The organism is Gemmatimonadota bacterium (assembly GCA_016713785.1).
Taxonomy (GTDB): Bacteria; Gemmatimonadota; Gemmatimonadetes; order Gemmatimonadales; family GWC2-71-9; genus JADJOM01.
Genome location: JADJOM010000001.1, coordinates 30130 through 55410 on the forward strand (window position 1 = coordinate 30130; position 25281 = coordinate 55410).

A 25281-nucleotide genomic window follows, 5' to 3' on the forward strand; every position below is an offset into this window, starting at 1 on the left:
GCGTCCCGGACGGCGTAGCGGTAGATGGTGCGGTAGGGCGCGCCGCCGATGGAGTCGCGGGTGAGCTGGTTGGTGGCCGCGTCGATGATGATGGCGTGGGTCCGCGGCACCCCGGTGCCGTGCAGCGTGGTGAAGGTGCTCAGCTTGCCGCTGGCGTAGCCCAGCAGGATGCGCTTGTCGAGCGGGTCGCGAGCTCCAGCAGGGAGTCGGTGGTGCCGCCGTACAGCAGGGTGTCGCGGTTGCCGTTCTGGTCGGCCCGCTTGACCAGCCGCCCCTGGGCATCGAACACCAGCTTGGCCAGGCTGCCGCGCGGGGCGAGTTCCCAGGTGGTGCCCACCTTCTTGAGCACGCTGAAGTTGCCGGGAGGCGGCAGGTAGAGGCTGTCGCCGTTGCCGCGGAAGACGGTCACCGCCCCGTCGGCGCCGACCAGCAGGCGGTCCTCGCCGGCCGCCACCAGGCGGAGGGCGCCGGCGGGCCACCAGCCGGCTCCGTAGCGGGTGGTGCGGCGGTCCACGAGGGCCACCTCCACCGAGTCGGTGGCCGACACCACCGCACCGCCCCCCGCGGGCACCACCCGGGCTTCGATCTTGAGCCACTTGCGCATCGGGGTGGCGAAACTCGAGGTCCGGAAATCCGCGGTGATGACGCCGCGGCACTTCCGGACCGCGCCGGTGAGACAGCCGGGGCTGGTGTAGCGGACCGAGTCCTTGAAGGCCGCGCCGTCCCACGCCAGCAGGGTGAGCACGCTGGGATCGGCGGCGAGCCAGGGCAGCTCCACGTCCACGGGGATGGTGACGCGGGGCCAGGCCTGTCGGGTGGAGTAGACCAGGCCGGCGGAGCGGGCCTGGCCCATCGAGAAGTAGGGCACGGTGCCGAAGCCGGTCTCGACCTCGACGCCGCTCACGCCGAGCCCGGGCCCGAAGGGGGCGCCGAAGGCGGCGGCCAGGCTGCCGGTGGGCACGCCGCTGAAGCCGAGCAGCGGCTTGCTGTCGTTGGCGAGCTTCACGATGCGCCGTTCCTCGGTGCAGACGCCGCCGGTGGTGCAGTGCGTCACGGTGGCGCGAGCGGAATCCCCGGGATTCTGCAGCGCGAGGCTGTCCTCGACCTCCCACTCGATGAGGCCCCGGTTCCGGCGCGCATCATTCGTGACCGTGACCACCGGACCGGCGGGCAGGCGCTGCCAGGTCATGCCGATCGTGGCGCTGTCGGTGGCGTACCCCGGGCTGAGCAGGAACCGGGCGAGCAGCGCCGGCTGGTGGCGCCGCACGGTGACGACGGCATCGTTCTGGGTGCCTCCCGGCGTGACCATGGCGATCATGCTGGACTGGACGCGGACCCCGTAGTAGCCGGCGTCGGTGGCCGGTCCGCTCGCGGTCAGCGTGATCGTGTTGCCGGAGAGCGCGAGGTTCCCGGTCTGGTAGTAGACGTGGACGGTGATGGCCTCGTCGGGCGCGAGGGTCTCGGAAGTGCTGTCGAGGAAGCACCCGGTGACCTGGCCGGTGTAGCTGCAGGCCAGCGTGTAGGTGCTGGTCAGGGTCCGGGTATTGAGCACGGTGAAGTCGGCCCGGAACCAGGCGGCGTGGGCCGTTGCGATGAGCGTGCCGCCATCCGGCGTGACGATGACGGTACCTGGGACGGCAGGCGCCGGAACGAGGGCACGGCGGAACGACGGTACGAGGCCGGGCGTCAGGAACGCGAGGAGGAGCAGGAGGACGGACAGCCAGCTGAGGCGGAGGCGCACCGGGAGGCTCCGGAGTGGGGATGCCTCCTTGCTATGTCATGGGGCGTGCCATTGGCGCCTGGTCCCAAGATGTTTGCATGGCGCCACTTGGCTCGCGCGCCGCCAGTTTGTCGCTGCGACAACGCGCCGCCGTGCGACAAATGGTGCGACACGGTGCGACTAGTTCAGTCCTGCACCACCCGCGGGGTTCACCGGGGGCTGGATGCCCCGGCGCTTGAGGCGACGGTACAATGTGGCCCGGTGCACCCCGAGCAGCACCACCCGTGGCGGTGGTCCTCCCATTCCTATCGGCGCTGTTCGCGGTGGGGAAGGTCAAGCGGGGCTCCGCCTGCTGTACAGCGTGGCCCGGGATCGTCGGATGTTCACCGTCGAGCCGCCGGTGTGGCGGGACCGGTCGGCGCGGGCGACGGCTACGGCCTGAATCGGCCCTGAAAGACGGCTGGCCGGCTGGGGCGGAGGAGCCATGACTCTCTTGAAGGAGCCTCCGGGCTCGCTTCCCATCGTACAGGCTCTCCCCTGGTCGAGGGTCCGCTCGAGTCTCCAACAATGGGGTGTCGAGGGACGCCCGCGGGAGCGGGCCACGCCTCCGAGTGGTGCTAGGATCGGGCTACGCGGTGCCCGTCAGCCGGCAGTCGCTCTTTGACAATCGTGGTACCCTGCTCCATCGTGTGCCCGGGCCCACCGGGGATCCGCGTTGTGAGCCGAGGCGGGCCTCAGTGCGGCCTCCGACAAAACACCTGATCGCGGGCTGGTCCACCTCCCACTCGTCCGGGGCGCCTACCGGCGCTGATCCGATAACCCACGCGACGGGCGCCTAGCGCGCCGCGTCCGACGTGACACGCGATCGCGCTGGGAGCATCGCAGAGCGGGAGACTGGGTGGCGGCGGGTCCCCCTGGCGCTGCTCACGAATGAACGACAGCCGCCGGGCTGAACCCGCCCCTCTCGAAGCGCGCGAGCAGGTCACTGTAGGTCACCTTGTCACGAGCCACCACCTCAATCTGGCCGTGGTGAGATAGGAAGGCGTAAAACGCCCCGATGACGGGAACGTAGAATGCGTCCCATTGGAACAGGAGCGCGACAGCTAGCGCCGCGTGGGCTTCGATAAACTCGGATCGGTGGAATACGTGTGCCGGTGATGTTCGTACCGGGCCCGCACCCTGCGCCGATTGTCGCAATGAGTTCAGAAGTAGATGGCCAACGCGCTCTGTGGTCTCGCTCCAAATATCCCAATCCTGAAGCCAGAGAAGGCCGCCTTGGAACGCGGTTTCATCGTCCCCCGGAACCGCCGTCATGGCCAGCGCGTAGCCCAACCCGACGACTTCGGTCGCCGAACCGGCTACTGCAAGGCGAAGCCGATAGGACTCGCCTCCGGGAAACCCGATGCGTGTGCTGGGAAGCTCGTTGACAGGCTGAAGCCCACGCTCGGCACACCAGCGGATCGCCTGTTCGTCGGAAAGGAGTTCCATTTCGGTTCCTATCAGGGTGCAGGTATTGCGTTAGTCGCGGGGACGGCGATTCTCAGGAGAGTCCGGACAATCAAGTAGGCAGTCGCGGCTGCACCGACTGCGTCTACCTGATTCTTCGTGGGCCACTGCTGCGGGCCGTAGATCGGTGTACCATCGTGATCGCCGATTTCGGTGCCGTCCGGGTTGAAGCGCCGGGTGTTATTCCGCCCGCCCATGCCCTTGACGTCCCAGTGTCCCTCAGGGTCCCAGCTTGCACTGGGCTGTTCGCCTTTCTCGCTCGGGACCGGTGTCTTCGGTCCCCACTTCGTCCGCTTCCCCGAACCCGCTTTCACTTCCCAGGAGTTCGGCTTGCCATCCTTCCCGTCCGGTACCGGGATCGGAGGTCCGCCAGCCGGCTCGGGACATGGAACGGTATTACCGTTGGCATCCTTACAAGGAGTGAGACCAAACGGATCGGTATAGGCTAGACATCTATTCCCGCTTGACGCCTCCCTGAGGCCCGCGCTGTCTTCGGTGGCTCCTCCGCCCCCTCACCCCGGAGCCACCCCATGACCCCCGATGAGAAGCAGGCCTACGCCCGCCAGTTCCCCGTGCATGTCGGGGTCGACACTGCCAAGCAGTTCCACGTCCTGGTGGCCCAGGGCCCTGACGGACGCCGCTCCAAGCCCTTCAAGGTAATTGTCTGCCGGGCCGGCTTCGCGGCCACCCACGCGCACCTGCAGGACCTCTTCCCGGGGCTCACCCCCGCCCAGATGCTGGTCGGCTTGGAGTTCGCCGGCCACCACGGCTTCACCTTCGCCCGGTTCCTGGCTGACCGGGGCTACCCCCGTGGTCAATGTGCTCCCGGCCCACACCAATCGGTCCAAGGAGCTGGAGGACAACAGCCCCTTGAAGACCGACGCCAAGGATGCCGCCCAGATCGCCAAGCTGGTCGGGATGGGCATCTTCGTCCGCTTCCCGTTCCTGACGACGCCCTACGTCGAGCTCCGGCTCCTGTCCGTCCAGCGGCACCGGCTCACCGTCGAAGCCACCCGGTTCAGGAACCGGCTGCAGGGTGTCCTCGATCTGGCGTGGCCCGAGTTCCTCGGGCAGTTCAGCGGGCTCCACAAGCGGACCCCGCTCGCGATCCTGGCGCGCTGGCCATTGCCGCAGGAGTTCGCCGCCGCCACACCCCAGGCCGTCTGGCGGCACATCCACGCCGCGTCCCGGGGTCACGTCTCCAAGGAGCGGGTGGCGACGCTGATCGCTTCGGCGAAGGAGACCATCGCGCTGACCCAGGCCACGCCGGAGCGGCGGCTGGAGATCACCAAGCTCCTCGCTCGCTGGGCGCTGGTCCGGGAGCAACTGGCCGTGGTCGAGGCCCGGATCGTCGCGCTCGTGGACCAGTGCCCCGAAGCCCGGGTGCTGCTCTCGGTCCCCGAGATCAGCGCCGCCTGTGCCGCCACGATCGTGGCCGAGCTGGGCACCCCGGCCGACTTCCAGCACCCGCGCCAGGTCCTCAAGCTCGCCGGGATGAATCTCACCGGCCGCCAGAGCGGCCAGACCGAGGCCGCCGGCGCCAGTCCAAGCGGGGCCGGCCGATGCTCCGGCGGCAGCTCTTCCTGCTGGCCGGCCGCTGGTGCCAGCCCCGGGGCCTGTACCGGCCCGAGTACGAGGCGATGCGGGCCCGGGGCATCCCGGGGACCAAGGCCGTGTGCGCTCTGGCCCGGAAGCTGGTGCCGCTGCTGCTCCGGATCATGCAGACCGGGGAGCCGTTCGACGAGGGCCGTTGGCGTGGGAATCGCCACCAAGTGGCCGCGTAGCGGCGCCATGCCCTCGCGTCGTTGCCGTTGAGCCGAGCGTGGAGCGAGCGGCTTCCGACCGCCCTTGAGCCTTGCGCCCCGAGCGCCCCCTCAAGCCTGGTCCTGACGCGCTCGCTCGGACCCGAATCGCCCATGAAGATGTGACGGCCCCCGAGGCCCGACGAGCTGTGAGTGTCGCGCGACGGTCCCACCGCACGCAGCAGGACGGCGCTCTTTGACAATCGACGGACCCGTGTGCAGCTTGGGGGCAGCGGTGGTGGGGTGACCTCCGCGTGCCCCCGCTGATGGAGCAGAGGACCGCTCGCATCCGACCATGGGGCCGGCCCGGCGCAAGCCGGTGTCCGCCGGTCTTCAGGACCCTTGGGGCTCCCACCACCCCTCTTTCGTTCGCGGCGAGGCCCGCCATGCGCACCGGCCCCAAAGGCCCTTAACCAGCCCGGGCCCGCCGCCCCTGCACTCACTCGGCGAGCACGCGACGCTAGACTCGGCCGCCCGGCCAGGGCGAGGCCCGACAACCCGGAGGTGCTCCTGGAGGTCGAACGGTCCACTATTCAGGCGCGAGTACGTCTGCCGTCTGGGCCCCGGACGATCGCCACCAGGAAGCCGACCAAGCACCAATTCAGCGGCAGGCTCAATAGCGAGACCGCCAGGGTCGACATGATGTACTTGGGCCCTACGGCTTCGATTGCGGCGAGGAGTCGGTCGAGTCCGAAGCTCACCGGGAAGCCGAGCACGTACGCAGTAACGGTGATGGCATCGTAGGCGCCCTCGTGGGCACTCGGGGAGGAACGGGTCCACCCCAAGAAGAGGCTGAGGAGGAGCACCCCAGCGGTGGCTCCAGCGAGTGCTCCGCGGAACCCTGCTTTCCCCGGCGAATACATGTCGACCTCTCGCGCTCGGAGTAGACCTAGTGGCGGACTGAGCAGTTGCCCCAGTCATCAGCCCGACCCCACCACAAAGACCAGGCGCGACCCCTGTCCGTCCGGAGAGCGCCCCAGCGGGCACTTGCCCGCCGCTGCTCGTGACTACGTCGTACACATAGCGATTCGAGTTGGATCCTCCAAAGGGGCTGTACCTCGCCCCGTTTCTCTCGACCGCGATGGTGGACGCATTGCTCAACACGGCGTTATCGTACTGCTGAGAGGTCATGCCGTCTGGGGCCTCCGAAACGACCCAGCTCCCGGCATACCTTGCCACTTGATCAGCTGGGGCAGTACCGATGACGTTTCGTCCACCCACGTTGAGAAGCTCGAATGTCTTGTCAACTTTCTCATTGTGCACACGCACCGCGCAGTGCTGTGCTGCTCCCTCAAGCCCCTCGACAGATCGGCATCCGATCTCAACGGTATCGGCCTTCAATCCAAAAGGATCCGTGAACGTGACACCCCTATTGCCCGATGGGGGTGGAGGGTGACCACCAGCTCCTAGCCCGCCGGCCCCGGCCGGCGCACCCTCGGAGCACCCCTAACCCGGAGTGCTCCCATGATCTCCTTCCCCGGCGCGAGCGCGCCCAGACGGCCGCCGCCGTGGTCGGCGTCGATGCCGGCAAGTTCTCTCACACCTTGGTCGTCCGGCCCAAGGGCCAGGCAGACTGCAAGCCGTTCAGCTTTCCCACCACCCGCCAGGGGTTTGAGGCGGCGGTGGCGTTCCTCAGCCAGCAAGCCCCCAGTGCCACGCCTTCCACGATCCTCGTCGGGATCGAGTTCGCCGGCAATTACGGCTTCACCTTCGCCCACTTCCTGGCCCAGCTCGGCGTTCCCGTGGTGAGCGTGCTGCCCGCCCACACCAAGCGCTGGAAGGACGTCGCCCATAACCAGCCCTTGAAGACTGACGCCAAGGACGCCGGCACCATCACCGATCTCCTCGCGCAGGGGCATTTCGTCCGCTTCCCCTTCCTGGCCCCGGCCTACGCCGATCTCCGCTACCTGGTGGCGGCGCGGGAGCGGCTGTCGCTGCTCCGCCGCGGGGCGATGACCCAGCTGCGGAGCCTCTTGCAGGTCGTGTTCCCGGAGTTCGAGGCGATCTTTCCGCTGCTCACGAAGAAGACGCCCTTCGCCATCCTCCGGGCGTTCCCGACACCGGAGGATCTCCTCAAGGCCCCGAAAGCCAAGGTACTCCGGGTGCTGCACTCGGCCAGTCGCGGCCATCTGGGCGCCGAAACCTACGAGCGGCTGATCGTCGCTGCGAAGGCCACCTTGGGGTTGCCCGGAGCGCAGGGTCGGCTGCGTCAGGAGATCGGCCTGGTCCTCGAGCGGCTGGCGCTCTTCGAGACTCAGATCAAGAGCCTGGAGACGGCGATGGTCGACGCCCTGCAAGGGGTGCCCGAGACGCCCTACCTCCTGAGCATCCCCAAGGTCGCCCCGGTTACCGCGGCCGTCTTCCTCGGCTCGATCGGCGATCCCCGGGCCTACGAGTCGAGCGGCCAGATCCTCCGGGTGGCCGGGCTCTCCTTGATCGAGCGCTCCAGCGGGATACTCCGCGGCACCAAGCGGATCTCCAAGCGGGGCCGGCCGCTGCTCCGCCAAGCGGCGTACATGTTCGCGGTCCGGAGTATCACCAAGGACGGCCTGTTCCGGGCCGAGTACGAGGCGCTGTGCCAGCGCAATGGCGGCCAGAAGATGAAGGCCGTGGTGGCGGTGATGCGCTCGGGGCTTCGGCTCCTCTACAGCGTGGCGCGCGACCGGCGGGTCTTCACGGCCGAGCCGCCGGTGTGGCGTGAGCGGCCGGCGCGGCAAGCAGTCTCGGCCTGAGTCGCTATGCTGGACGGCTGGCCGGCCGGGACGAAGGAGCCCTTGTTCGCTTGAGGCAGCCCATTGGGCTGGCCTCCCATTTTACACGGCTCCCCTGGCCGAGGGTCCGCTCGAGTCTCCGATAATGGGGTGTCGAGGGTCGCCCGCGTCAGCGGGCCACGCCTCCGAGTTGGGCTAGGATCGAGCTACGCGGGGCCCGTCAGCTGGCAGGCGCTCTTTGACAATCGACGTACTCGGCTTCATCGTGTGCCTCGGGCCCGGCGCGGATCCGTGTTGTGAGCCGAGGCGTGCTGCGGCGCGGCCTCCGGAGAAACACCTGATCGCGGGCGGGCTCACTTTCCACTCTGCCCGGGCAGCTACCCGGCGCGGATCCGACAATCCGAATGACGGGCGCCTCGCGCGCCGCGTCCCACGTGACACGCGATCGCGCCGGGTGCGCCGTCACCCGGGTTCCTGCAGGGGCCTCGTGCTCGTCCGCGGCTGGTCAGGAGCGGCCTCCTGGCTGTTTGATGCGCCAGGTGTCGTCGCCGGCGGCCTTGGGGCTCACCGTGATCTCTAGGCCATCGGCGCCGAGAATGAACCACGAGTACTCACGCAAGTCATCCGAGTCGCTGAAAACAACAAGCTGATAGCCATTTGACCAGTGAGTGACCATGTCCCATGCTGGCCCAGATATGCTAATAGCATCGAGCCGTACGCCTACGAGAGCAGCCAGCGAGGCGATCAGCTCACCGTCCGGCGAGCTGTCACTGTTCCAATCGCAGATTACCCTGTGAACTGTCTGGAGGCGCCAGGGACTACCAATCGTTATCCTCCGCCATCCCTGTAGGTGCCCAGCCGACGCGTCATCGACGTGCCTCATGTCACCAATGTCGATCACGATTGTCGAACCAATTGGGTTGCTGACGGCGGTGCACGGCTGGCCAACTAGCCCCTGAAGGGCTGCGGAGAGTGCCTCGCGGGTGTTCAGCATTTCTTACTCCGGTGGCCTGATGTACTTGGCATTCTGCCGGACGATGTCGGCCGCCTCACGCAACTGCTCCTCGGTGAGTGACTTGACATCGTAGAATTTCTTGAGGCGGCCGATTTCTGTGTGGAAAGCGTTCTCGCCTTCGGGTGTAAACCTATACTCCTTCTTGATCTGATTTGATGCCCGGTTTTCAGCTGAGTTGCCGCCGCCACGGCCTGCCCTCGCCATCTGAAGCGGCTCGGTACCGCTCATGATTGCATCGGCGGCCTTACCAGCCGCCGTCCCAATTGCGATGGCGCCGGCGACAGCGTTCGTTAGCGCCAAGGCGGGTGAGCAGGCAGGTGCAGCAGGCCCGCAGGCGAGGCCCTCCAGACCGCCCTCGGCAAGCCCTCCGAAGAACCCGGCTGCGCCGCCTAGGGCTTGGGCACCTGAAACGAAGACCTGGCAGAGCAGGTCTTGCTTGGGACACAATCCGAACGGATCGGTATAGGCTACCGGGTTGTTCCCATTAAACTGGTACAGATTCACACCCCCGCAATCCCGATGGGGTCTTCCTGCAGCCAGCGTCCCGGAGTTGGCGTCGTAGCTGCGATTCCGGAAGAGGGACACCCCCGGCTGGTCGGCATTGCCCATCCGGGTGGCATCGAAGGATGAGCCATTGGTGGTGGTGCCCGCCTCCCGATGGCCGCCATCCCCCCAGACCGCCTGATTCCGGCTGCCATCGAAGTCCGCGGCGGCCAGCTCGCGGCCCTGCCCGTCCGTGACGAAGTAGATCTCCTCGACCGCACTACCATAGGAGTAGCGCGCCATCAGCAGGTCGTCCGTGCCGCCCCCGTGGATGAAGCGGTAGGTCTCGTTGGCGAACCGGGAGACGTTGACGCCCTCATAGGCCAGCAGGTTCCCCCCGTAGTTGCAGGGCCGGAATACCTGGCCCTCCGGATCATACTGGCAGCCGTTGCGGGGTTCCGAGCGCAACCGCGCCTCGCCCTGGGACCACTCGACGTACTTGTACCCCGCCTGCCGGCCCATCGCATCATAGAACCAGCGCCGGTCCTGGTCGACCGTGGCGGCCGTGACCGGCGTCGGGCGCTGGGCGATCCGCGCGCCGTCGGCATCATACTCGTAGGCCAGGTCGAAGGGCGTATAGGTGTCGCTCCGGCTGCTGGCCTGCAGGCGGTTCGAGGCCCCCGCGGTCGAGAAATTGTCGACTGTGTACTGCTGCAGGGTTCCCCCATCCCAGCGGGCCCGACGGTCCATGTTGCCACCGATGTCATGCCGCGTCGTATCGCCGTAGAAGGTGCTGCCCTCCAGGGTGGTCTGACGCAGCAGCTCGCCCCGGATATTGTAGACGTTCGTGACCTGGCGGGTGGCCCCCCCCTTGCCGCAGGGGAGGCCGGGCAGATCCTGCTGGGTCCAGTCGTTGCAGGCGTAGCTCTGGGACCAGATCCGCCCCACCGCGTTCACGTACCCCACGCCGTAGCTGAAGTCGAACCGGTCGCTCTTTCCGGTGGGCGGCTCGTAGACGGTCTTGACGCCGGCCACGGTCACCAGCACGTCCTGCAGGTCATACGTGGACGTCACCACGGCGCTGTTGGGGTAGGTGATCGTCTTGCGCCGGCCAAGGCTGTCCCAGGTGAACCGGAAGGCCCGGCAGGGTGGCATCACCAGCCCTGCCTGCCAGTTGTCCGCCTTGCCGAAGCAGGCCCGGAGGGTATCGAGGTCGCCCTGGGCGTTGTACCGGTAGAGCACCGAGTCCTGCCAGGCATTGTACAGGCCCGTCTCGCCCGCCATGATGAGCTTGGTCCGCGCGCCCGCGCTGTCATACACATACCTGAGGGAGTCGAGGATGGCGTGTATCTGGTTGCCGGAGCCGTCGAGCGTGTTGAGGTCCGTGACCCGGGTCTCCAGCGCGCCATCCGCCAAATAGCTGCTCCGGATCACGCCCCATCGGTTGGCGGTGCGGGTGATCCGGCCGAGCAGGTCGTAGCTGTAGCTCACGCTGTCATCGGGAATGGTGTCGACCCGAATGCAGCATCCGGGGATCTGCCACTCAACCGGCGTCTCCGGCCGCTCCTGCAGCTGGAACACGCGCTTCGGGTAGATCATGGCCGTGCGCCGCCCGAAGGCGTCATACCGAAACCGCGTGGTGAGGCCATTGCGCATGCGGAGCGAGGTCGAGGAGCCCGCCCACAGAGTAGAAGGCGCGCTTGGTCTGGGATGCGTCATCGACCTCGCCCACCGTGAGCCCCCGGGCATCGTAGCGGTAGTGCCGCTTCACACCTCGGGGGTCGGTCACGGAATCGATGCCGCTGCCCGCGGACCTGGGCTTGCCCCGATTTCGTGGACACCTAGGTTAGGCGGCTGCGGTCAGCCGCGCTTCGTAGGCGGCCGGGCTGAGATAGCCCAGGGTCGAGTGCCGCCGGTGGACGTTATACCAGCCATCGAGGTACTGCGCCAGGTCGGTCGTGGCCTCCGCGAGGGTGGGCCAGCAGGCGTCCGCCACCAGTTCGCGTTTGAGCGTGGCGAAGAAGCTCTCCACCACGGCGTTGTCCCAGCAATCGCCCCGCCGGCTCATGCTGCAGGCGATGCCCCCCTGAGCCAGCTGGGCTTGGTAGTCGCGGCTGGTGTACTCCTTCCCCGTTCCGAGTGATGCAGCAGCCCCCACGGCGGGCGACGCCGGGCCAGCGCGCGGCCCAGGGCGGTGAGGGCGAGCTGCCGATCCAGGCGGGCACTGAGCGCCCAACCCACCACCTGCCGCGAGCAGAGATCGAGGACCACGGCGAGATAGCACCACCCCGCCGCCGTCGCGAGGTACGTGACGTCGGCCGCCCAGACCCGGTTGGGCTGCGACACCGTAAACTGGCGGGCCAGCTGGTTGGGGCGGGCGCCTGCCGCGGATCGGCCTGGGTGGTGACCCGGAAGCGCCGCCGGGGCGTCCCCACCAACCCGGCCTCGCGCATCACCCGGGCGACCCGCTTCCGGCTGACCCGGCGGCCCGCTTCCTCGCGCAGATCCTTCCAGATCCGAGGACTGCCGTAGCGGCGCCGACTCCGGCGGTGGAAGGCGGCGATCTGGACTCCCAGCAGGGTATCGTCTTGGTAGCGGGCGCTGGGGTCGCGGCGCTGCCACGCGTAGAAGCCGGACGGGGTCACGGCCAGGACCCGACACATCAGGCGCAGCGGATACGCGTCTCGGTGCTGGGCGATCATCGCGAACCGCCGCGCAGGTCTTTCGCGAAGAACGCCGCTGCTTTTTTGCGAAGTCGCGCTCCATCCGAGCCACCTCGAGCTCGCGCCCGAGCCGACGATTCTCCTCCTCAAGGCTCAGGGTCGAGACGGGGCGGGCGACGTCTCCGCGGGCCTGGAGCTGCTGCTTCCAGCCCCGCAGCTGCTCGGGCCGCAGATCCAACTCCCGTGCCACCTGGCTCAAGGGTCGCCTGCCCTCGACGACCAAGCGGACCGCTTCCAGCTTGAAGTCAGGGCTGAACGACGGTCGGGCTCGCTTCTTCATAGGACACCTCCTGCCTCCATAATGGAGGCTCAGGTAGGTGTCCACCAAATCGGGGCAGGGTCAGTTGCACGATACTCGACCGAGTACATGCCGATTCATCTCTCAGAATACCTATGCCTCGGTCCACTCCGAATGGAAGGTGTGAACGGTCATTCGGACTTCTCAGCGCAGCGGGAGGGCCCCCGCAATAGCGGCCAAGTAGAGCGTGTCTGGCGGGAGTACCGCCAGCTGAAACCGGGTGTCACGCGCAGCCCATTCATGACCTGTAGCAATGGTTGGATCCTCGCAGAAGCGGTACGGGGGCCGAATTCCCGACTCAAGCTCCCGCGAAGCTGGAGAATCTGGCGCGCAGCCCCTCCGCGGAGAGGTGCCACGTCACACCAACAAATACCTTCTCACCACGACCATTCAGGACTACCCGCAATGTTGAATCCCCCCGGGCGTTCTGGCACATCATGAACGGGCCGGTGCCGCCTCCGGGATACCGTGGGAGCGGTGAACATGCTTGCATCGCCTCGGCAATCCAACTGGAGCTCGCCACCTCGGTGTTGGATTGGGCCTGTATGCAGCTCGTGTGAAGCAACATGGCGCAGGCAAGGCAGGCCCATTTCACGACATCGCTCACGGAGTCATCCGGCGTGGAAAGATAGGGTGGTGTGAGTGGTCGGCCCTTGCGGGCCAGCCCAGAAACTCCCGAATCACGTTCTCCGAGCCGAGGGCCAACGTCTCCGAGAGTCCGAAGAACCCAGAGCGCTGTGTATATTGGTGGCCGAGCTCGTGGACGATCGTGAGTGGCAGGTAGAATGCGTCCGGATGGCGATCGTGAAACCCGACATCAATGTAGCTTATCCCATTCCGCGTCGTCCCAGCGTCCCACGCCGTGACTGGATCATCGACTACTCGCAGGCCCATGCTCTCGTACGCCGCAAGGTACTCAAGGAACTCCCTCGCCGACTCCGCCAACTCCCCGCCACTGTTGGCGGCCAACTCGAGCACATGCTTGGCGCGCTCGTAGGCTGACTTCAGTTCGGTAGCCCGTGGCCCTTCGAATTCAATCGCGCAACCTCCAACACGGTTGCACTTCTGCGTCCAGACATAGAAGAGAAGCGCATCGAGGTCATCCAGGCCATCGTTGTTGAAGTCGCTGGTCCAGGCCTCGTAGCCGACGTGACAGCATTCCGGTGGCGCAATGCTCCGGAAGTGCTCCCAGTCGGGCGCGAGCCCGGTCGGGTCGCGGGCCACCAGCGGCCGCCCCCCCACGTACGCATACAGGTTCTCACCCCCCGCCACCCCGGCCGGGTCCTCCTGCACGAAGCGCCGCTGGCCCGGGTCGTAGTACCGCGCCCGGTGGAAGTACCAGCCCGTCTCCGCATCCCACTCCCGGCCGGTCCAGCGGTAGCGCAGCGTCACCCCCGACCCCGCATTGGCAGCGACGCTCCCGTAGGGCGTGTAGCCATAGGTCCTGACCCAGGTGCCGTCCCGCTTGATGATCTGGTGGACGCTGCCCAGCTTGTCGGTCGCCACATAGTAGTGGTCGGTCGCGGCCGCGGTGGTCCGGAACGCCACCAGGTTGTCCGTCCCCCGGACCCCAGACATACCGGGTGCCGATCGTGCTGCCGGCCGAGTCGGTCTCGAAGGCCACCTGCCCGCCGTGATACACGAACCGGGTGAAGCCCACCGTGCCGCCGGTGGCGGCGGAGTAGACCCGCTTGGCGATGCGCCGCCCGAGCACGTCGTAGGCGTACCGCGCGATCAGCGTGGCGCCCTGGGCCACCCGCACGAGGCGGTTGAGGGTATTCTCGAAGGGTGTCATGCAGCGCGGGGCGGCCGGTGGCCGCCCCGCGGGTACAGGCGCATCCTCGCGCACCGGGCTACTGCTCCCGATCGTGCCCCGTTGGTCCCGCCCGGTGGAAGCCGCAGCTAGTTGACGCTCGGAGGAGGGTCGAGCAGACTGGGTCGGTGCCCCCCACACCCGGCTCTGAGTCCTGCTCAACTGCCGCGCAAAGCACTCAGGCAGAAGTACCCCACAGGCCGTGGTTGCTCCCGATCCCCTTCCCAGGTACCGACAATCCTTCCGTCCTGCGCTCGGCCAAGCGCATGGAACCGTGCGCCACCATGAATTGCTGAGCCTCGGCCCATCCACAGCACGACACCCCTCTCTCCGATGCTTTCGCCGCCTTCGACACCTGACAACGCCGGAAGCGCCGTGTTCGGCGACACACTAACCTCCGTCACGCCGATGGCAAGAAGGTCGATTGTGCTCCTTCCTCTCAACCCACGGTCGAGACTCAGACTGAGAAGTCCTTCCGACGCGCCGCCAGGAGAACGCCCGGCTGTGGCGAACGCGACCAGCGTGAAATCGCCCCGCAAGTCGATCAACTCAATCTCCGCGAGTGGCCCGCCCGGTGGCTGACAAGCCGCCTGGCCAGAAGGGACGGGCGCGGGCCTGGACAGTTGTGGGGCGCCACATCCCACCAACGAGAAGGCCAACAGGACCGCCGCTGGAGCTGCTCGCGGAATACGCTGGCTGAACATTGCTGGCCCCTAACGTCTGCAGGTGGCATTCCTCGTGCCCGAAGGTCCTGTTCCAGCCGCGACGAGTGCAAAGTGCGTTCGTGTAACTGCGACAACACCGCCAGAAGCTCGGTGGGGGCGCCCCCACGGATCATACCTGCCACGACGGAATGTGTCCAAGTCACCGGGCGAGAACGTCGGGTCGCCACCCGGGTGTCCATGGAAGAACCATGTACCATCTGGCGGAGGTGCCGGTTGCCACGCATCAACCGTCCCGGTGGCCGGGGTTTGTGCGCCTGAAGGGGGCGGACTATTCCATGTTGCGCCAGTTCCGATCCGTGGCTCCTCGAGTGGGGTGAAGTCGGTTCCAGTCCAAAAGCCGGCCTCTGCATTGTCGACGAGCGGCCCCTGATCCTGGTTGGCGGCCGCAGTAGCATCCCACGTAGCGGATACTGATCCCATGAATGCACTGTTGTCACGGTATTCATCGCATGCCTGAACGTACTGCCCGTTGACGCGTTTCAGGCTCTCGGAGCTACCATTTCCGTATTCCAGCCCTTCACGAATACCCCATCAATCTCAATGCCGTGCTCATAGCAGGTGTCGAAGCCCGGGCACGGATCCTGAAACGGCTGGGGCGGCCCCCCCTCCGCCCACTGCCCCGAGGGGTCTCGCAGGACCAGCGCCTGCCCCCCCACATACGCATACAGGTTCTCACCCCCCGCCACCCCGGCCGGGTCCTCCTGCACGAAGCGCCGCTGGCCCGGGTCGTAGTACCGCGCCCGGTGGAAGTACCAGCCCGTCTCCGCATCCCACTCCCGGCCGGTCCAGCGGTAGCGCAGCGTCACCCCCGACCCCGCATTGGCAGCGACGCTCCCGTAGGGCGTGTAGCCATAGGTCCTGACCCAGGTGCCGTCCCGCTTGATGATCTGGTGGACGCTGCCCAGCTTGTCGGTCGCCACATAGTAGTGGTCGGTCGCGGCCGCGGTGGTCCGGAACGCCACCAGGTTGTCCGTCCCCGGACCCCAGACATACCGGGTGCCGATCGTGCTGCCGGCCGAGTCGGTCTCGAAGGCCACCTGCCCGCCGTGATACACGAACCGGGTGAAGCCCACCGTGCCGCCGGTGGCGGCGGCGTAGACCCGCTTGGCGATGCGCCGCCCGAGCACGTCGTAGGCGTACCGCGCGATCAGCGTGGCGCCCTGGGCCACCCGCACCAGACGGTTGAGGGCATTCTCGAAAGGCGGAACGCAGCGCGGGGCGGCCGGTGGTCGCCCCGCGGGTGAGTGCGCTACCCCCGGCGCGCCTCATGCTCGCTCTCGTCAGCTCTTCCTGTGCGCTACATCGCCCAAGGCAGCCCTGCAGCCCGGGCGCGCTCCAGCAAGACTGATCGGTACTCCCCCTCCGATAGTCTCACGGCATCCTGCAGAATGAGCTCCGCCTCAAGGACCGCACTGAAGGTCCCATTCGGCGGCCTTCGCGGCGACGTGTCGGCGCGCCACGCGTCGATCAACCAGGCGGCGTCACATCCGCACCTGAAGACGATGCGTGCCTGCTCGGCGGCCAGCGGCCCACGCGCGGCACCTAGCGCCATGCTGACCCTGTCATCCGTGAGGGGGGCGTTGTAGGATCAACAGCAATGGCGCAGGGTCGCCTGACATGGCCTTGTAGTGCACTGCGAATGCGTGCGCCTCCCGAGCCGTCGACAATCCGGAGTAGCCGCCCTCAGCCACCAGGAAGGCGATCGCATACTTGGTGCTGGTAGAGTCCCTCGCCCAGCGCTCCTCCACGAATGCAGGGACAGTTGTCCCCGAGGACGAGGTGCCGCGGCGCGCTTCTTCCCGCCACGCGTCGATGAGAGCCTCTGGCAGCCCATTCCCGTAAGGGTCCAGAGAATCGGGCAGTGTCCACAGCGCATCGCGCTTGATGGTGACGTTGTCGCACCGTACTGCCCCTGGGCCGCACCAGTGGTGGCGATCAGCGTACCCAGGCCCAGCACGAGCCACCATCCGCACAATGTTTTCGTGGTCAGTTGCACGATACTCGACCGATTGCATGCCGATTTGTCTCCCAGCATACCTTTCCCTCATTCCAGTCCGGATGGAAGAAGTGAATGGACTCGTGAACAACGATGTTCCCCAACGGCCCTCTGCGGAATAGCTCGGCGGTCAGAATCGTCCAAGGGCCGAATGTTGCGGCCCAGACGGTGCCGTGCGCCGCACTTCCATACATGGCCGTTGCTGCATTGCCAATACCGCAGTAGCCGCTATTGAGGCGATCACGAAGCGGTTCGCGCAGGTCGTCCTTCTTCAGTTGGAGCGCAGTAGCAGCGGCGCACTGCTCGATCGTAAGTGCTTTCGCATCGGCCAGGGCATCTCCCACAGTACCGACCCGCGTGCCGTTCACCGTCAGTTCGTCGAGGCTCCCCTATCGCGTTCACGCTTTGCGATGAAGGCGTTCAGTTAGGCCTCGTAGTCCGGTCGGTACTTGGCCACCCAACTCCTCGGAGCGTCCACCGTATACCAGTATTCCCCATTGACATACACATCGGTGGTCCAAGAGAGAAGACTCCCAGAGTGGAGTTGCCAGCCGTTCGTGGAGAGTGCTAACCTCGAGCACCTCAATGCGAGGGAATGCCATGCCAGCGACGCCCAAAGGGAGTCCGCGTCCGGCGGAAGTACGAGTTCATCAAGGCCCACCGGCAGCAGTTCCCGATTCAGGTGATGTGTCGGGAGCGGGCCGTCGCACCCAGTGGCTACTACCAGTGGCTCAAGTGCCCGCAGTCGAAGCGCGCCATCGAGGACGCGCGGCTCCTGCGCCTGATTCGCGCCTCCTTCACGGCAAGCCAGGGCATCTACGGCGCGCCCCGCGTGTTCCTCGACCTGCGGGAGGCCGGGGAGATCTGCAGCAAGCACCGGGTCGCTCGCCTGATGCGCGAGAACGGACTGCGCGCCCTGCATGGCCATCGCACGCGTCGTTGGGAGGTGGGGAAGCCGGCGGTCCTCACGCCGCACCTGCTCAAGCGGCACTTCGCGCCTACGCAGCCCAACGTGGCGTGGGCGACGGACATCACGTACATCCGCACGTGGCAGGGCTGGCTGTACCTCGCCGTCGTGCTCGATCTGTTCTCCCGCAAGGTCGTCGGGTGGGCCGCCGGCCCGACCATCCACCGCGAGCTGGTCCTGAACGCGCTCGCGGCCGCGGTGAAGCAGCGGCGGCCACGCGGGACCATCATTCACTCGGATCAAGGCACGCAGTACGGCAGCGACGCCTGGCGCCGGTTCTGCCAGTCCAACCAGCTCACACCGAGCATGAGCCGTAGAGGCAACTGCTGGGACAACGCGGTCGCGGAGTCCTTTTTCAGCAGCATGAAGAAGGAGCGCATCAAGAAACGCATCTATCCGAGCCGTGACGTCGCCCTGGCGGACATCGCCGAGGACATCGATCACTTCTACAACCCCGTTCGACGGCACAGCCACCTCGCGGGCGTTAGCCCCGAGCAGTTCGAAGCCGCTCACAGGCGTCGCCGCCGAGCCGGTTAGGAGTCAGTGCTCAGGCTCCACGGAAAGCTGGGAACTCCACCTCTCGCACTGTCGACGGAACCGGGATGCCTTCGGCGGCGACCAAGGAGCAATCCGGCGTGGGGCTACGAGGGGCTTCCGAAACGATGGTTGAGCTGTGCATCTATTCCCATGACTTATCGACGCGCCGCAACTCAAAGGTCCCTTCCTGATTCGGCGACCATTCATGCGTCGTCCGCCAGGAACCATGTGCGCTCTGCGAACCCATCGTCCCGCTCAGGATGACCCCCCAGATGGCGGCACACCAAGCACAGCCTCGAACGACCCTTGTTTGAGCAACCATCCGATCGCTCCTGAGTCCGCCCGCAGACCTGTGGCCGGTGGTGCAGCTGGCCACAGGACGCGGTACACTCCACGGGTGCACCGCTCACAGTGAATGCGAACGACATGAGCGCCCCAACGCGCCGAATCCTCCACGAACTCGAGGCGGTACACGGCGCGACGCGCACCCACTGGATCGAATAGCACACACTCCCACAGGCCCAGGAGAGGCGCTGGATCCTGCATTGAGTCCTGCAGTGCCCGGAGGTGTCGCTCTGACCTTTCGATCAACTGCTCGGCAGTAGGCTGTTCGTGTTGAGCCGCGAGCGGGCTCCTGGCAGCGCCACGGCGCACCACAGCGCGACCGCCTCCCAAGTGACCGCTGTTGATGACAACACTGTGCCTCCAATCGTTGGCGTGCTAATGCCGCGTGCGAATGCCGTAATAGCTTGGATTGCTGTTCCGCACCAGGTTCTCGAAGTCGACACCCTGCTGATAGGCGAATGACTGGGTACTGCCCCGAATCCACAAGAAGTAGCCTTCCGCGAGTTCATGCGTGATCACGGAGGCAATGTCGATCACCGGCGCCGTAAGAGTACCTGCGTTGAACAACGCGACAGCATGGGCGCTGAACTGGCTGGGATTGTATGCAACAAAGAGGTCCGCAGCGCCTCCAGTGTTCCACCCTGGTTCGTTGTCCAGTGTCAGACGCACAATTGTGACATCGACTCCTTCTGACACGAGTGTCATCACCCAGAGATTGCAGGTCGGCTCGTTCACACTGTCCTTCATCGCCGGTGGGGCCAAACCACCGCACGCGCCCTGGTCCACCGCTCCACGCCTCCATTCGTCGTTGTGCGGCCCGGACGGACATGTTCCAGCTCCCGAGATACTCCCCTGTTGCGGCAACGAAGATCTGTGTCGTTTCAAGCAGGGTACCGCTTATCCCAAACCACCCATCCCATCCCGCATGACTCGCCGCGCAACAATCGCTGGGCCACTGCGTGAACTTCGGGTCCGGCCCAAGCCCCGACGGGTCCGCGGCCACCAGCGGCCGCCCCCCCACGTACGCATACAGGTTCTCACCCCCCGCCACCCCGGCCGGGTCCTCCTGCACGAAGCGCCGCTGGCCCGGGTCGTAGTACCGCGCCCGGTGGAAGTACCAGCCCGTCTCCGCATCCCACTCCCGGCCGGTCCAGCGGTAGCGCAGCGTCACCCCGACCCCGCATTGGCAGCGACGCTCCCGTAGGGCGTGTAGCCATAGGTCCTGACCCAGGTGCCGTCCCGCTTGATGATCTGGTGGACGCTGCCCAGCTTGTCGGTCGCCACATAGTAGTGGTCGGTCGCGGCCGCGCTGGTCCGGAACGCCACCAGGTTGTCCGTCCCCGGACCCCAGACATACCGGGTGCCGATCGTGCTGCCGGCCGAGTCGGTCTCGAAGGCCACCTGCCCGCCGTGATACACGAACCGGGTGAAGCCCACCGTGCCGCCGGTGGCGGCGGAGTAGACCCGCTTGGCGATGCGCCGCCCGAGCACGTCGTAGGCGTACCGCGCGATCAGCGTGGCGCCCTGGGCCACCCGCACCAGACGGTTGAGGGCATTCTCGAAAGGTGGAACGCAGCGCGGGGCGGCCGGTGGTCGCCCCGCGGGTGAGTGCGCTACCCCCGGCGCGCCTCATGCTCGCTCTCGTCAGCTCTTCCTGTGCGCTACATCGCCCAAGGCAGCCCTGCAGCCCGGGCGCGCTCCAGCAAGACTGATCGGTACTCCCCCTCCGATAGTCTCACGGCATCCTGCAGAATGAGCTCCGCCTCAAGGACCGCACTGAAGGTCCCATTCGGCGGCCTTCGCGGCGACGTGTCGGCGCGCCACGCGTCGCTCAACCAGGCGGCGTCACATCCGAACCTGAAGACGATGCGTGCCTGCTCGCCAGCTGACCGGCCCGCTTTGTCTGGTCCAGTTGGTGAGTCAGTCTAGGCCGCGGTGAGCGGCTCCTGCGGGGCTGCTGTAGTTGGCCTGGGCAGGATGGCCTCCGGGGCTGGGGGACGATAGCCGAGGGCGCTGTGGGGCCGCACGCGATTGTAGTGCACCCGCCACTGCTCCACCAGGACCTGCGCCTCGTGCAGCGTGGCGAAGACCTCGCGGTTGAGCAGCTCGTCCCGCAGCTTGCCGTTGAACGACTCGCAGTAGCCGTTCTCCCATGGGCTCCCCGGCGTGATGTAGAGCGTGCCCGCCTCGACCCGCCCCAGCCAGGTCCGCAGGATCGTCGCCACCATCTCGGGCCCGTTGTCTGACCGGAGGTGGGCGGGCACCCCGTGGACTTCCATCAGGTCGGCGAATACCTCGAGCACATGGGGCGCGCGCAGCCGACGCGCCACCCGGATCGCCAGGCACTCCCGGGTCCACTCGTCGAGCACCACCATGAGTTTCAGGGGCCGCCCGTCGTCGGTGCGGTCCATGACGAAGTCCCACGACCAGACGTGGTGCCGGTGCGCCGGCCGCAGGCGCACGCAGGAGCCGTTCGCGAGCCAGAGCCGGCCCCGCTTGGGCTGGCGCTGAGGGACGCGGAGCCCCTCCTGCTTCCAGATCCGCTCCACGCGGCTCAGACTCACCACCCAGCCCTCCAGGGCCAGCAGCGCCTGCACCCGCCGATAGCCGTAGCGGCCGTACTGGGCCGCGAGTCGGACGATGGCGCTCGGAGCGGGCCGTCGTCGGCCCGGGGCGTGGGCAGGTAGCGAATGGAGGAGCGGGCGATGCCCAGCGCCCGGCAGACCCGCCGCTCGGAGTAGCCCAGCCGGCTCCGGACGTCGGCCACCGCGTCCCGCCGCCGTGCTGGGCTCAGTATTGTCCCTCCGCCACCTCTTTCAGGATCAGCTTGTCCACGGTCAGCTCGGCCACCACCCGTTTGAGGCGGGCATTCTCCAGCTCGAGCTCCTTGAGCCGCTTAGCCTGGTCAATCTTCAAGCCCCCGTACTGCTTGCGCCAGCGGAAGTAGGTGTGATCGGTGACGCCGATGACCTTGCAGGCCTCGCTGATCGTTTTGCCCTGGCCGAGCAGGACATCCGCTTCCCGTAGCTTGTGGATGATGTCGTCCGAGGTGTACCGTCGCTTCGCCATGAGACCAGGCCTCCAGGGTGTGGGTAGAAACTACGTCCATCACACCTGGACCAGGAATTGGAGGGCAGGTCAAGCGCCGTGGCCCCAACTGCCCGATCAGCAGCCCGAGGCCGAGCGCAGCGCCATAGTACCCGAGCAGCACGGTCCATCAGGGAGGACGCAGCCATTGCTCCGAACGACCTCCCGTTGCGGCAAGACTCAGGAGGAACGCCGCCGCGCAATAGTGCGCACACCTGTTCGCTCGCTGCATGATCACGCGGCGGCGCTCCCTGCTGTCCCCAGGCCTCATGGGACGCTCACCACCGTGTGAGTTCACAGATGGCGCCATGCGCGCATGCCACGCAGCCCGGAGCGCCGTCAGGTGTAGGAGCCAGGCATGTAGGTGGCGATTGAATATTGGACATTCGTGCCGGGTGAAAACGGGACACTTCCTGAGGGCGGGCCACACGCCGCCCCTTCCGTCTCGACCTTTGGGCTCCACCGCGTGGAGCCCAGCATGCACGGAGTCCCCGACCGCGTGTACCTACGACATCTGCTCCAAGAGGCCGGCGGCTCGCGCCGCGAGGCCGCCTGACGCGCCGGCGTCGGCCGTTCGACGCTCTACCGCTGGCTGGAGGAGGGCCTCCTCGACGTCCCGCTCGAGACCCTGCGCGCGCGCTACGGCCCGCGCCCGCCGCGGCCCAGCAAACTGGCGCCGTATCACCCGTTGATTCACGCCCGCCTGGCGGAGTTCCCCGCGCTGCAGGCCACCCGCCTCTTCGCCGAGTGCCGCGCCGCGGGCTACCCGGGCGGCTACTCCCAGCTGCGCGCCTACGTCGGGACCCTCCGTCCCGCGTCGGCGCCCGTCGTGCGTTTCGAGACTGCGCCCGGCGAGCAGGCCCAAGTCGACTTCGCGCACTGCCGCCTTCCTTGGGGCATCCGCTACGCGCTGATCGTCGTGCTCGGCTACTCGCGCCTGCTGTGGGTCCGCTTCTATCCCCGCCAGGATCTGCGGACGCTGCAGCACGGGCTCGCCGCCTGCCTGGACGACTGGGGCGGTGTCCCGCGCCACCTGCTCTTCGACCAGATGCGGAGCGTCCTCACCCGGACGACGATCGCCTCGCCGGCGGCGGCCTGCTCACCAATCCCGAGTGCCAGCGCTTCGCCCAGCACTATGGCTTCCGCCTCCGGGTCTGCCGGCCCTATCGCGCCCAGACCAAAGGCAAAGTGGAGCGCCCCATCCGCTACCTGCGGGGCAGCTTCCTCTACGGCCGCACCTTCGTCAGCGACGCTGATCTCAATGCACAGGTCGCCCACTGGCTCGACACCGTGGCCAATCCGCGGGTGCACGGCACCACCGGGGTGGTCCCCGCGGTGCGCTTCCTGGCCGAGGAGCAGGGCGCGGCTGCAGCCGCTGCCGCTGCGGCCCTATGTGTCGCTCCTGCCGCCCCCACGCGCCGTGCCCCCCGCGTCCGCTCGCGGTGCCCCAGGTTGTCGTGGAGCACCGGAGCCTCGCCGCCCACGCGGCGCTCGCGGGGTGGAGGCATGACCCGCCGCGCGCCCACCGCCCCGTCACTCCGCGAGCGCGTCCAGGCGCAGCTCGTCGATCTCAAGATGCCCGGCGCCCTCGAGGCGCTCGACGACGTGCTCCGGCGCTGTGACGATGGCGCCCTGGCCCCCGGCGAGGCCATCGCCGCCCTGCTCGGCGCCCACATCGAGCTGCGCAATGCGCGCCGCCTGCAGACCGCCATGCGGAGTGCGCGGCTCCCGGCCGTGAAGACCCTGGCCGACTTCGACTTCAGCTTCCAGCCGTCGGTCAAGCGCGAGCAGATCGACAGTCTGCACACGCTGGGCTTTCTGGAGCGCAAGGAGAATGTCGTCCTGCTCGGGCCGCCGGGCGTCGGCAAGACGCACCTGGCGCTGTCGCTCGCCGTGGCCGCCGCCCAGAGCGGACGCCGGGTCTACTTCACCACCCTCGCCGACCTGCTGCACTCGCTCGAAGAGGCCCAGGCGGGCGGACGCTTGGCCCCCGCCTGCGAACGCTCGTCTTTCCGAGTCTGATGGTGATCGACGAGATCGGCTACCTCCCGATCACCCGCACGGGGGCGATGCTGTTCTTCCAGCTCCTGAGTCGCCGCTACGAGCACGCCTCCACGATCCTCACCAGCAACAAGGGCTTCGAGGACTGGGGCGAGATCTTCGGGGATGACGTCATGGCGGCCGCCCTCGTCGACCGCCTCGTCCACCACTGCCACATCGTCAACATCCGGGGCAACAGCTACCGCCTCCGCCAGCACCGCGACCTGGCCCGCCGCCTCCAGGCCGACTCCACCACCGCCGCTGGGCGGCCGACCCCCGCGGAGGCCCCCCGCTCCCCATAGGGCTCAGCCCCCTACTCGTGTCCCAGATTCACCCGCCACGAGTGTCCCACATTCAATCGGCATTGACAAGGCAGCCAGGGCTACCGCGCGGCCGGGCCCAGCACCCCTGACCGTGGGTCCCGCCCGGCGGGCCCGACCCCGGTCACGGTTCCTCGGGGTCGGAGAAGGCCGCCCGCAGCCGGAGCGCCGCCAGCGGACCGACGACCACCGCATGTGATGTTGCCGCTCGTCGCCATTGCGACTCCCGCCCGAGGATCACCGCCGGGCGCCGCGCCAGGCGCCACGACTACTCCCAGCGTTCGAGCACAACGATGCGTCCGTCCTTGAATACCCTGACGACACCCTCCGCCCGGCGCCAATGGCTTGGGAAGAAAGGAGACGACCACACCCGCCGCATCCCGAACAAAGCTGGCCACCTCGAGCATCGGCCGCTCGGACTTTGGCAGCGTGGACTCGAGCGCGCGCTGGCCGGCGCGCACCAGGGCCGCTGAGTCCTGCGGCATCGCCCCCTGGAACTGCGCGGCGCCGTTCGTGGTGGCGCCACCACACGCGAAGGTGCCTGCACCCCCAGCAAGGAGCGCGGTCACGCGCAGGCAGGCGCGGTTCGGGAACGCCATGCCGTATGCCTCCTCCGTGGGTGCGCACCGGCTGACCGGGCGCAGTGCTCGATCGCTGACCATTCACCGAGACATCGCCTGGCCCACGAGAGCCCCCCAGAAAGCCCGGCTCACCGAGCCGACGAAGGGGACGTCTGGCGCACTCAGCCCCCAGCATCCCGGCGGCCCGCCCTTCATCGGGGCGTGACGCCCACCCGGCCACGAGGAGCTACTCGTCTGGCAGCCATCCGGCCGCACCAAACATGGCTCCCACCACTCCGCACAGCGCCACGGCGATCACGATCTGCCGCAGGGTCATGCTCCCCGGCATGGCGGTCAGATAGACCAGGGGGAATACCGGCAGCGACACCACGGCGCCGAGCCCGGCGGCCCGCCAGCGCGTCGTGGCATGCGGTCGCACTCTATCGCCGAGAAGGCCCACCATCGCCGCCCCAGCAAAGTTCAGGCTGACAGTCACGCCGATCGGGAGGTGCGGAGGGGATGCTCGTACCCAGCCGGACTGGCTGTACTGCACCGCAGCGACCACAGAGGACCCCGTTGCGTAGAGCATCGCGTACTTCATGATCGGGCCTTCCGCACGCCGCATCGGGACAC

General features: G+C 67.4%; 13 protein-coding genes and 4 pseudogenes. 5 read left to right on the forward strand and 12 right to left on the reverse strand.

Annotation, left to right across the window (positions count from 1 at the left end; translation table 11 throughout):
* Positions 1 to 139 precede the first annotated feature (139 nt).
* Both IPJ95_00140 and IPJ95_00145 read right to left on the reverse strand, forming a co-directional pair.
* Positions 140 to 1741: a hypothetical protein gene (locus tag IPJ95_00140; GenBank protein ID MBK7922045.1), complete on the reverse strand. Its 1602-nt coding sequence runs from the start codon at positions 1739 to 1741 to the stop codon at positions 140 to 142.
* Positions 1742 to 2644: 903 nt separating this feature from the next.
* Complete coding sequence (locus IPJ95_00145) at positions 2645 to 3208, reverse strand: hypothetical protein (GenBank protein MBK7922046.1); 564 nt, start codon at positions 3206 to 3208, stop codon at positions 2645 to 2647.
* Between the two features lie 828 nt (positions 3209 to 4036).
* Here IPJ95_00145 and IPJ95_00150 point away from each other — a divergent pair.
* Both IPJ95_00150 and IPJ95_00155 read left to right on the forward strand, forming a co-directional pair.
* The gene (locus tag IPJ95_00150; protein ID MBK7922047.1) at positions 4037 to 5041 is read left to right on the forward strand and encodes a transposase; all 1005 of its coding nucleotides are present in this window, start codon (positions 4037 to 4039) and stop codon (positions 5039 to 5041) included.
* 1495 nt (positions 5042 to 6536) lie between these two features.
* Complete coding sequence (locus IPJ95_00155; protein ID MBK7922048.1) at positions 6537 to 7760, forward strand: IS110 family transposase; 1224 nt, start codon at positions 6537 to 6539, stop codon at positions 7758 to 7760.
* Positions 7761 to 8244: 484 nt separating this feature from the next.
* Here the strand turns inward: IPJ95_00155 and IPJ95_00160 are convergent, their stop codons facing one another.
* From IPJ95_00160 to IPJ95_00185, 6 genes and pseudogenes are all read right to left on the reverse strand, one after another.
* Positions 8245 to 8733: a hypothetical protein gene (locus IPJ95_00160; GenBank protein ID MBK7922049.1), complete on the reverse strand. Its 489-nt coding sequence runs from the start codon at positions 8731 to 8733 to the stop codon at positions 8245 to 8247.
* A gap of 3 nt (positions 8734 to 8736) precedes the next feature.
* Complete coding sequence (locus tag IPJ95_00165; protein ID MBK7922050.1) at positions 8737 to 10893, reverse strand: hypothetical protein; 2157 nt, start codon at positions 10891 to 10893, stop codon at positions 8737 to 8739.
* A 190-nt stretch (positions 10894 to 11083) separates the two neighbouring features.
* Positions 11084 to 12240: pseudogene (locus tag IPJ95_00170) on the reverse strand (IS3 family transposase).
* A 621-nt stretch (positions 12241 to 12861) separates the two neighbouring features.
* The gene (locus IPJ95_00175; GenBank protein MBK7922051.1) at positions 12862 to 13806 is read right to left on the reverse strand and encodes an RHS repeat-associated core domain-containing protein; all 945 of its coding nucleotides are present in this window, start codon (positions 13804 to 13806) and stop codon (positions 12862 to 12864) included.
* Positions 13807 to 15275: 1469 nt separating this feature from the next.
* The gene (locus tag IPJ95_00180) at positions 15276 to 15971 is read right to left on the reverse strand and encodes an RHS repeat-associated core domain-containing protein (GenBank protein ID MBK7922052.1); all 696 of its coding nucleotides are present in this window, start codon (positions 15969 to 15971) and stop codon (positions 15276 to 15278) included.
* A gap of 811 nt (positions 15972 to 16782) precedes the next feature.
* Entirely contained in the window at positions 16783 to 17160 is a 378-nt protein-coding gene (locus IPJ95_00185; protein ID MBK7922053.1) for a hypothetical protein, read from the reverse strand.
* A gap of 227 nt (positions 17161 to 17387) precedes the next feature.
* On the opposite strand from IPJ95_00185, the gene IPJ95_00190 reads away from it, so the two are divergent.
* Positions 17388 to 18296, forward strand: a complete 909-nt coding sequence (locus tag IPJ95_00190; GenBank protein MBK7922054.1) for an IS3 family transposase — start codon at positions 17388 to 17390, stop codon at positions 18294 to 18296.
* An 850-nt stretch (positions 18297 to 19146) separates the two neighbouring features.
* On the opposite strand, the gene IPJ95_00195 is transcribed toward IPJ95_00190, so the two are convergent.
* The 3 genes and pseudogenes from IPJ95_00195 to IPJ95_00205 form a co-directional block, all read right to left on the reverse strand.
* On the reverse strand, positions 19147 to 19812 hold the full coding sequence (locus IPJ95_00195; GenBank protein MBK7922055.1) for an RHS repeat-associated core domain-containing protein: 666 nt from the start codon (positions 19810 to 19812) through the stop codon (positions 19147 to 19149).
* Positions 19809 to 20180 (reverse strand): hypothetical protein, encoded by a 372-nt coding sequence (locus IPJ95_00200; GenBank protein ID MBK7922056.1) that lies wholly within the window; start codon positions 20178 to 20180, stop codon positions 19809 to 19811. The genes IPJ95_00195 and IPJ95_00200 overlap by 4 nt, the downstream gene beginning before the upstream one ends.
* A gap of 386 nt (positions 20181 to 20566) precedes the next feature.
* Positions 20567 to 21710: pseudogene (locus tag IPJ95_00205) on the reverse strand (IS3 family transposase).
* A gap of 802 nt (positions 21711 to 22512) precedes the next feature.
* Here IPJ95_00205 and IPJ95_00210 point away from each other — a divergent pair.
* Both IPJ95_00210 and IPJ95_00215 read left to right on the forward strand, forming a co-directional pair.
* Positions 22513 to 22791 (forward strand): annotated as a pseudogene (locus IPJ95_00210) (DDE-type integrase/transposase/recombinase).
* A 443-nt stretch (positions 22792 to 23234) separates the two neighbouring features.
* Positions 23235 to 24287 (forward strand): annotated as a pseudogene (locus IPJ95_00215) (ATP-binding protein).
* 608 nt (positions 24288 to 24895) lie between these two features.
* Here IPJ95_00215 and IPJ95_00220 read toward each other — a convergent pair.
* The gene (locus IPJ95_00220) at positions 24896 to 25249 is read right to left on the reverse strand and encodes a hypothetical protein (GenBank protein ID MBK7922057.1); all 354 of its coding nucleotides are present in this window, start codon (positions 25247 to 25249) and stop codon (positions 24896 to 24898) included.
* Between the last annotated feature and the right edge of the window lie 32 nt (positions 25250 to 25281).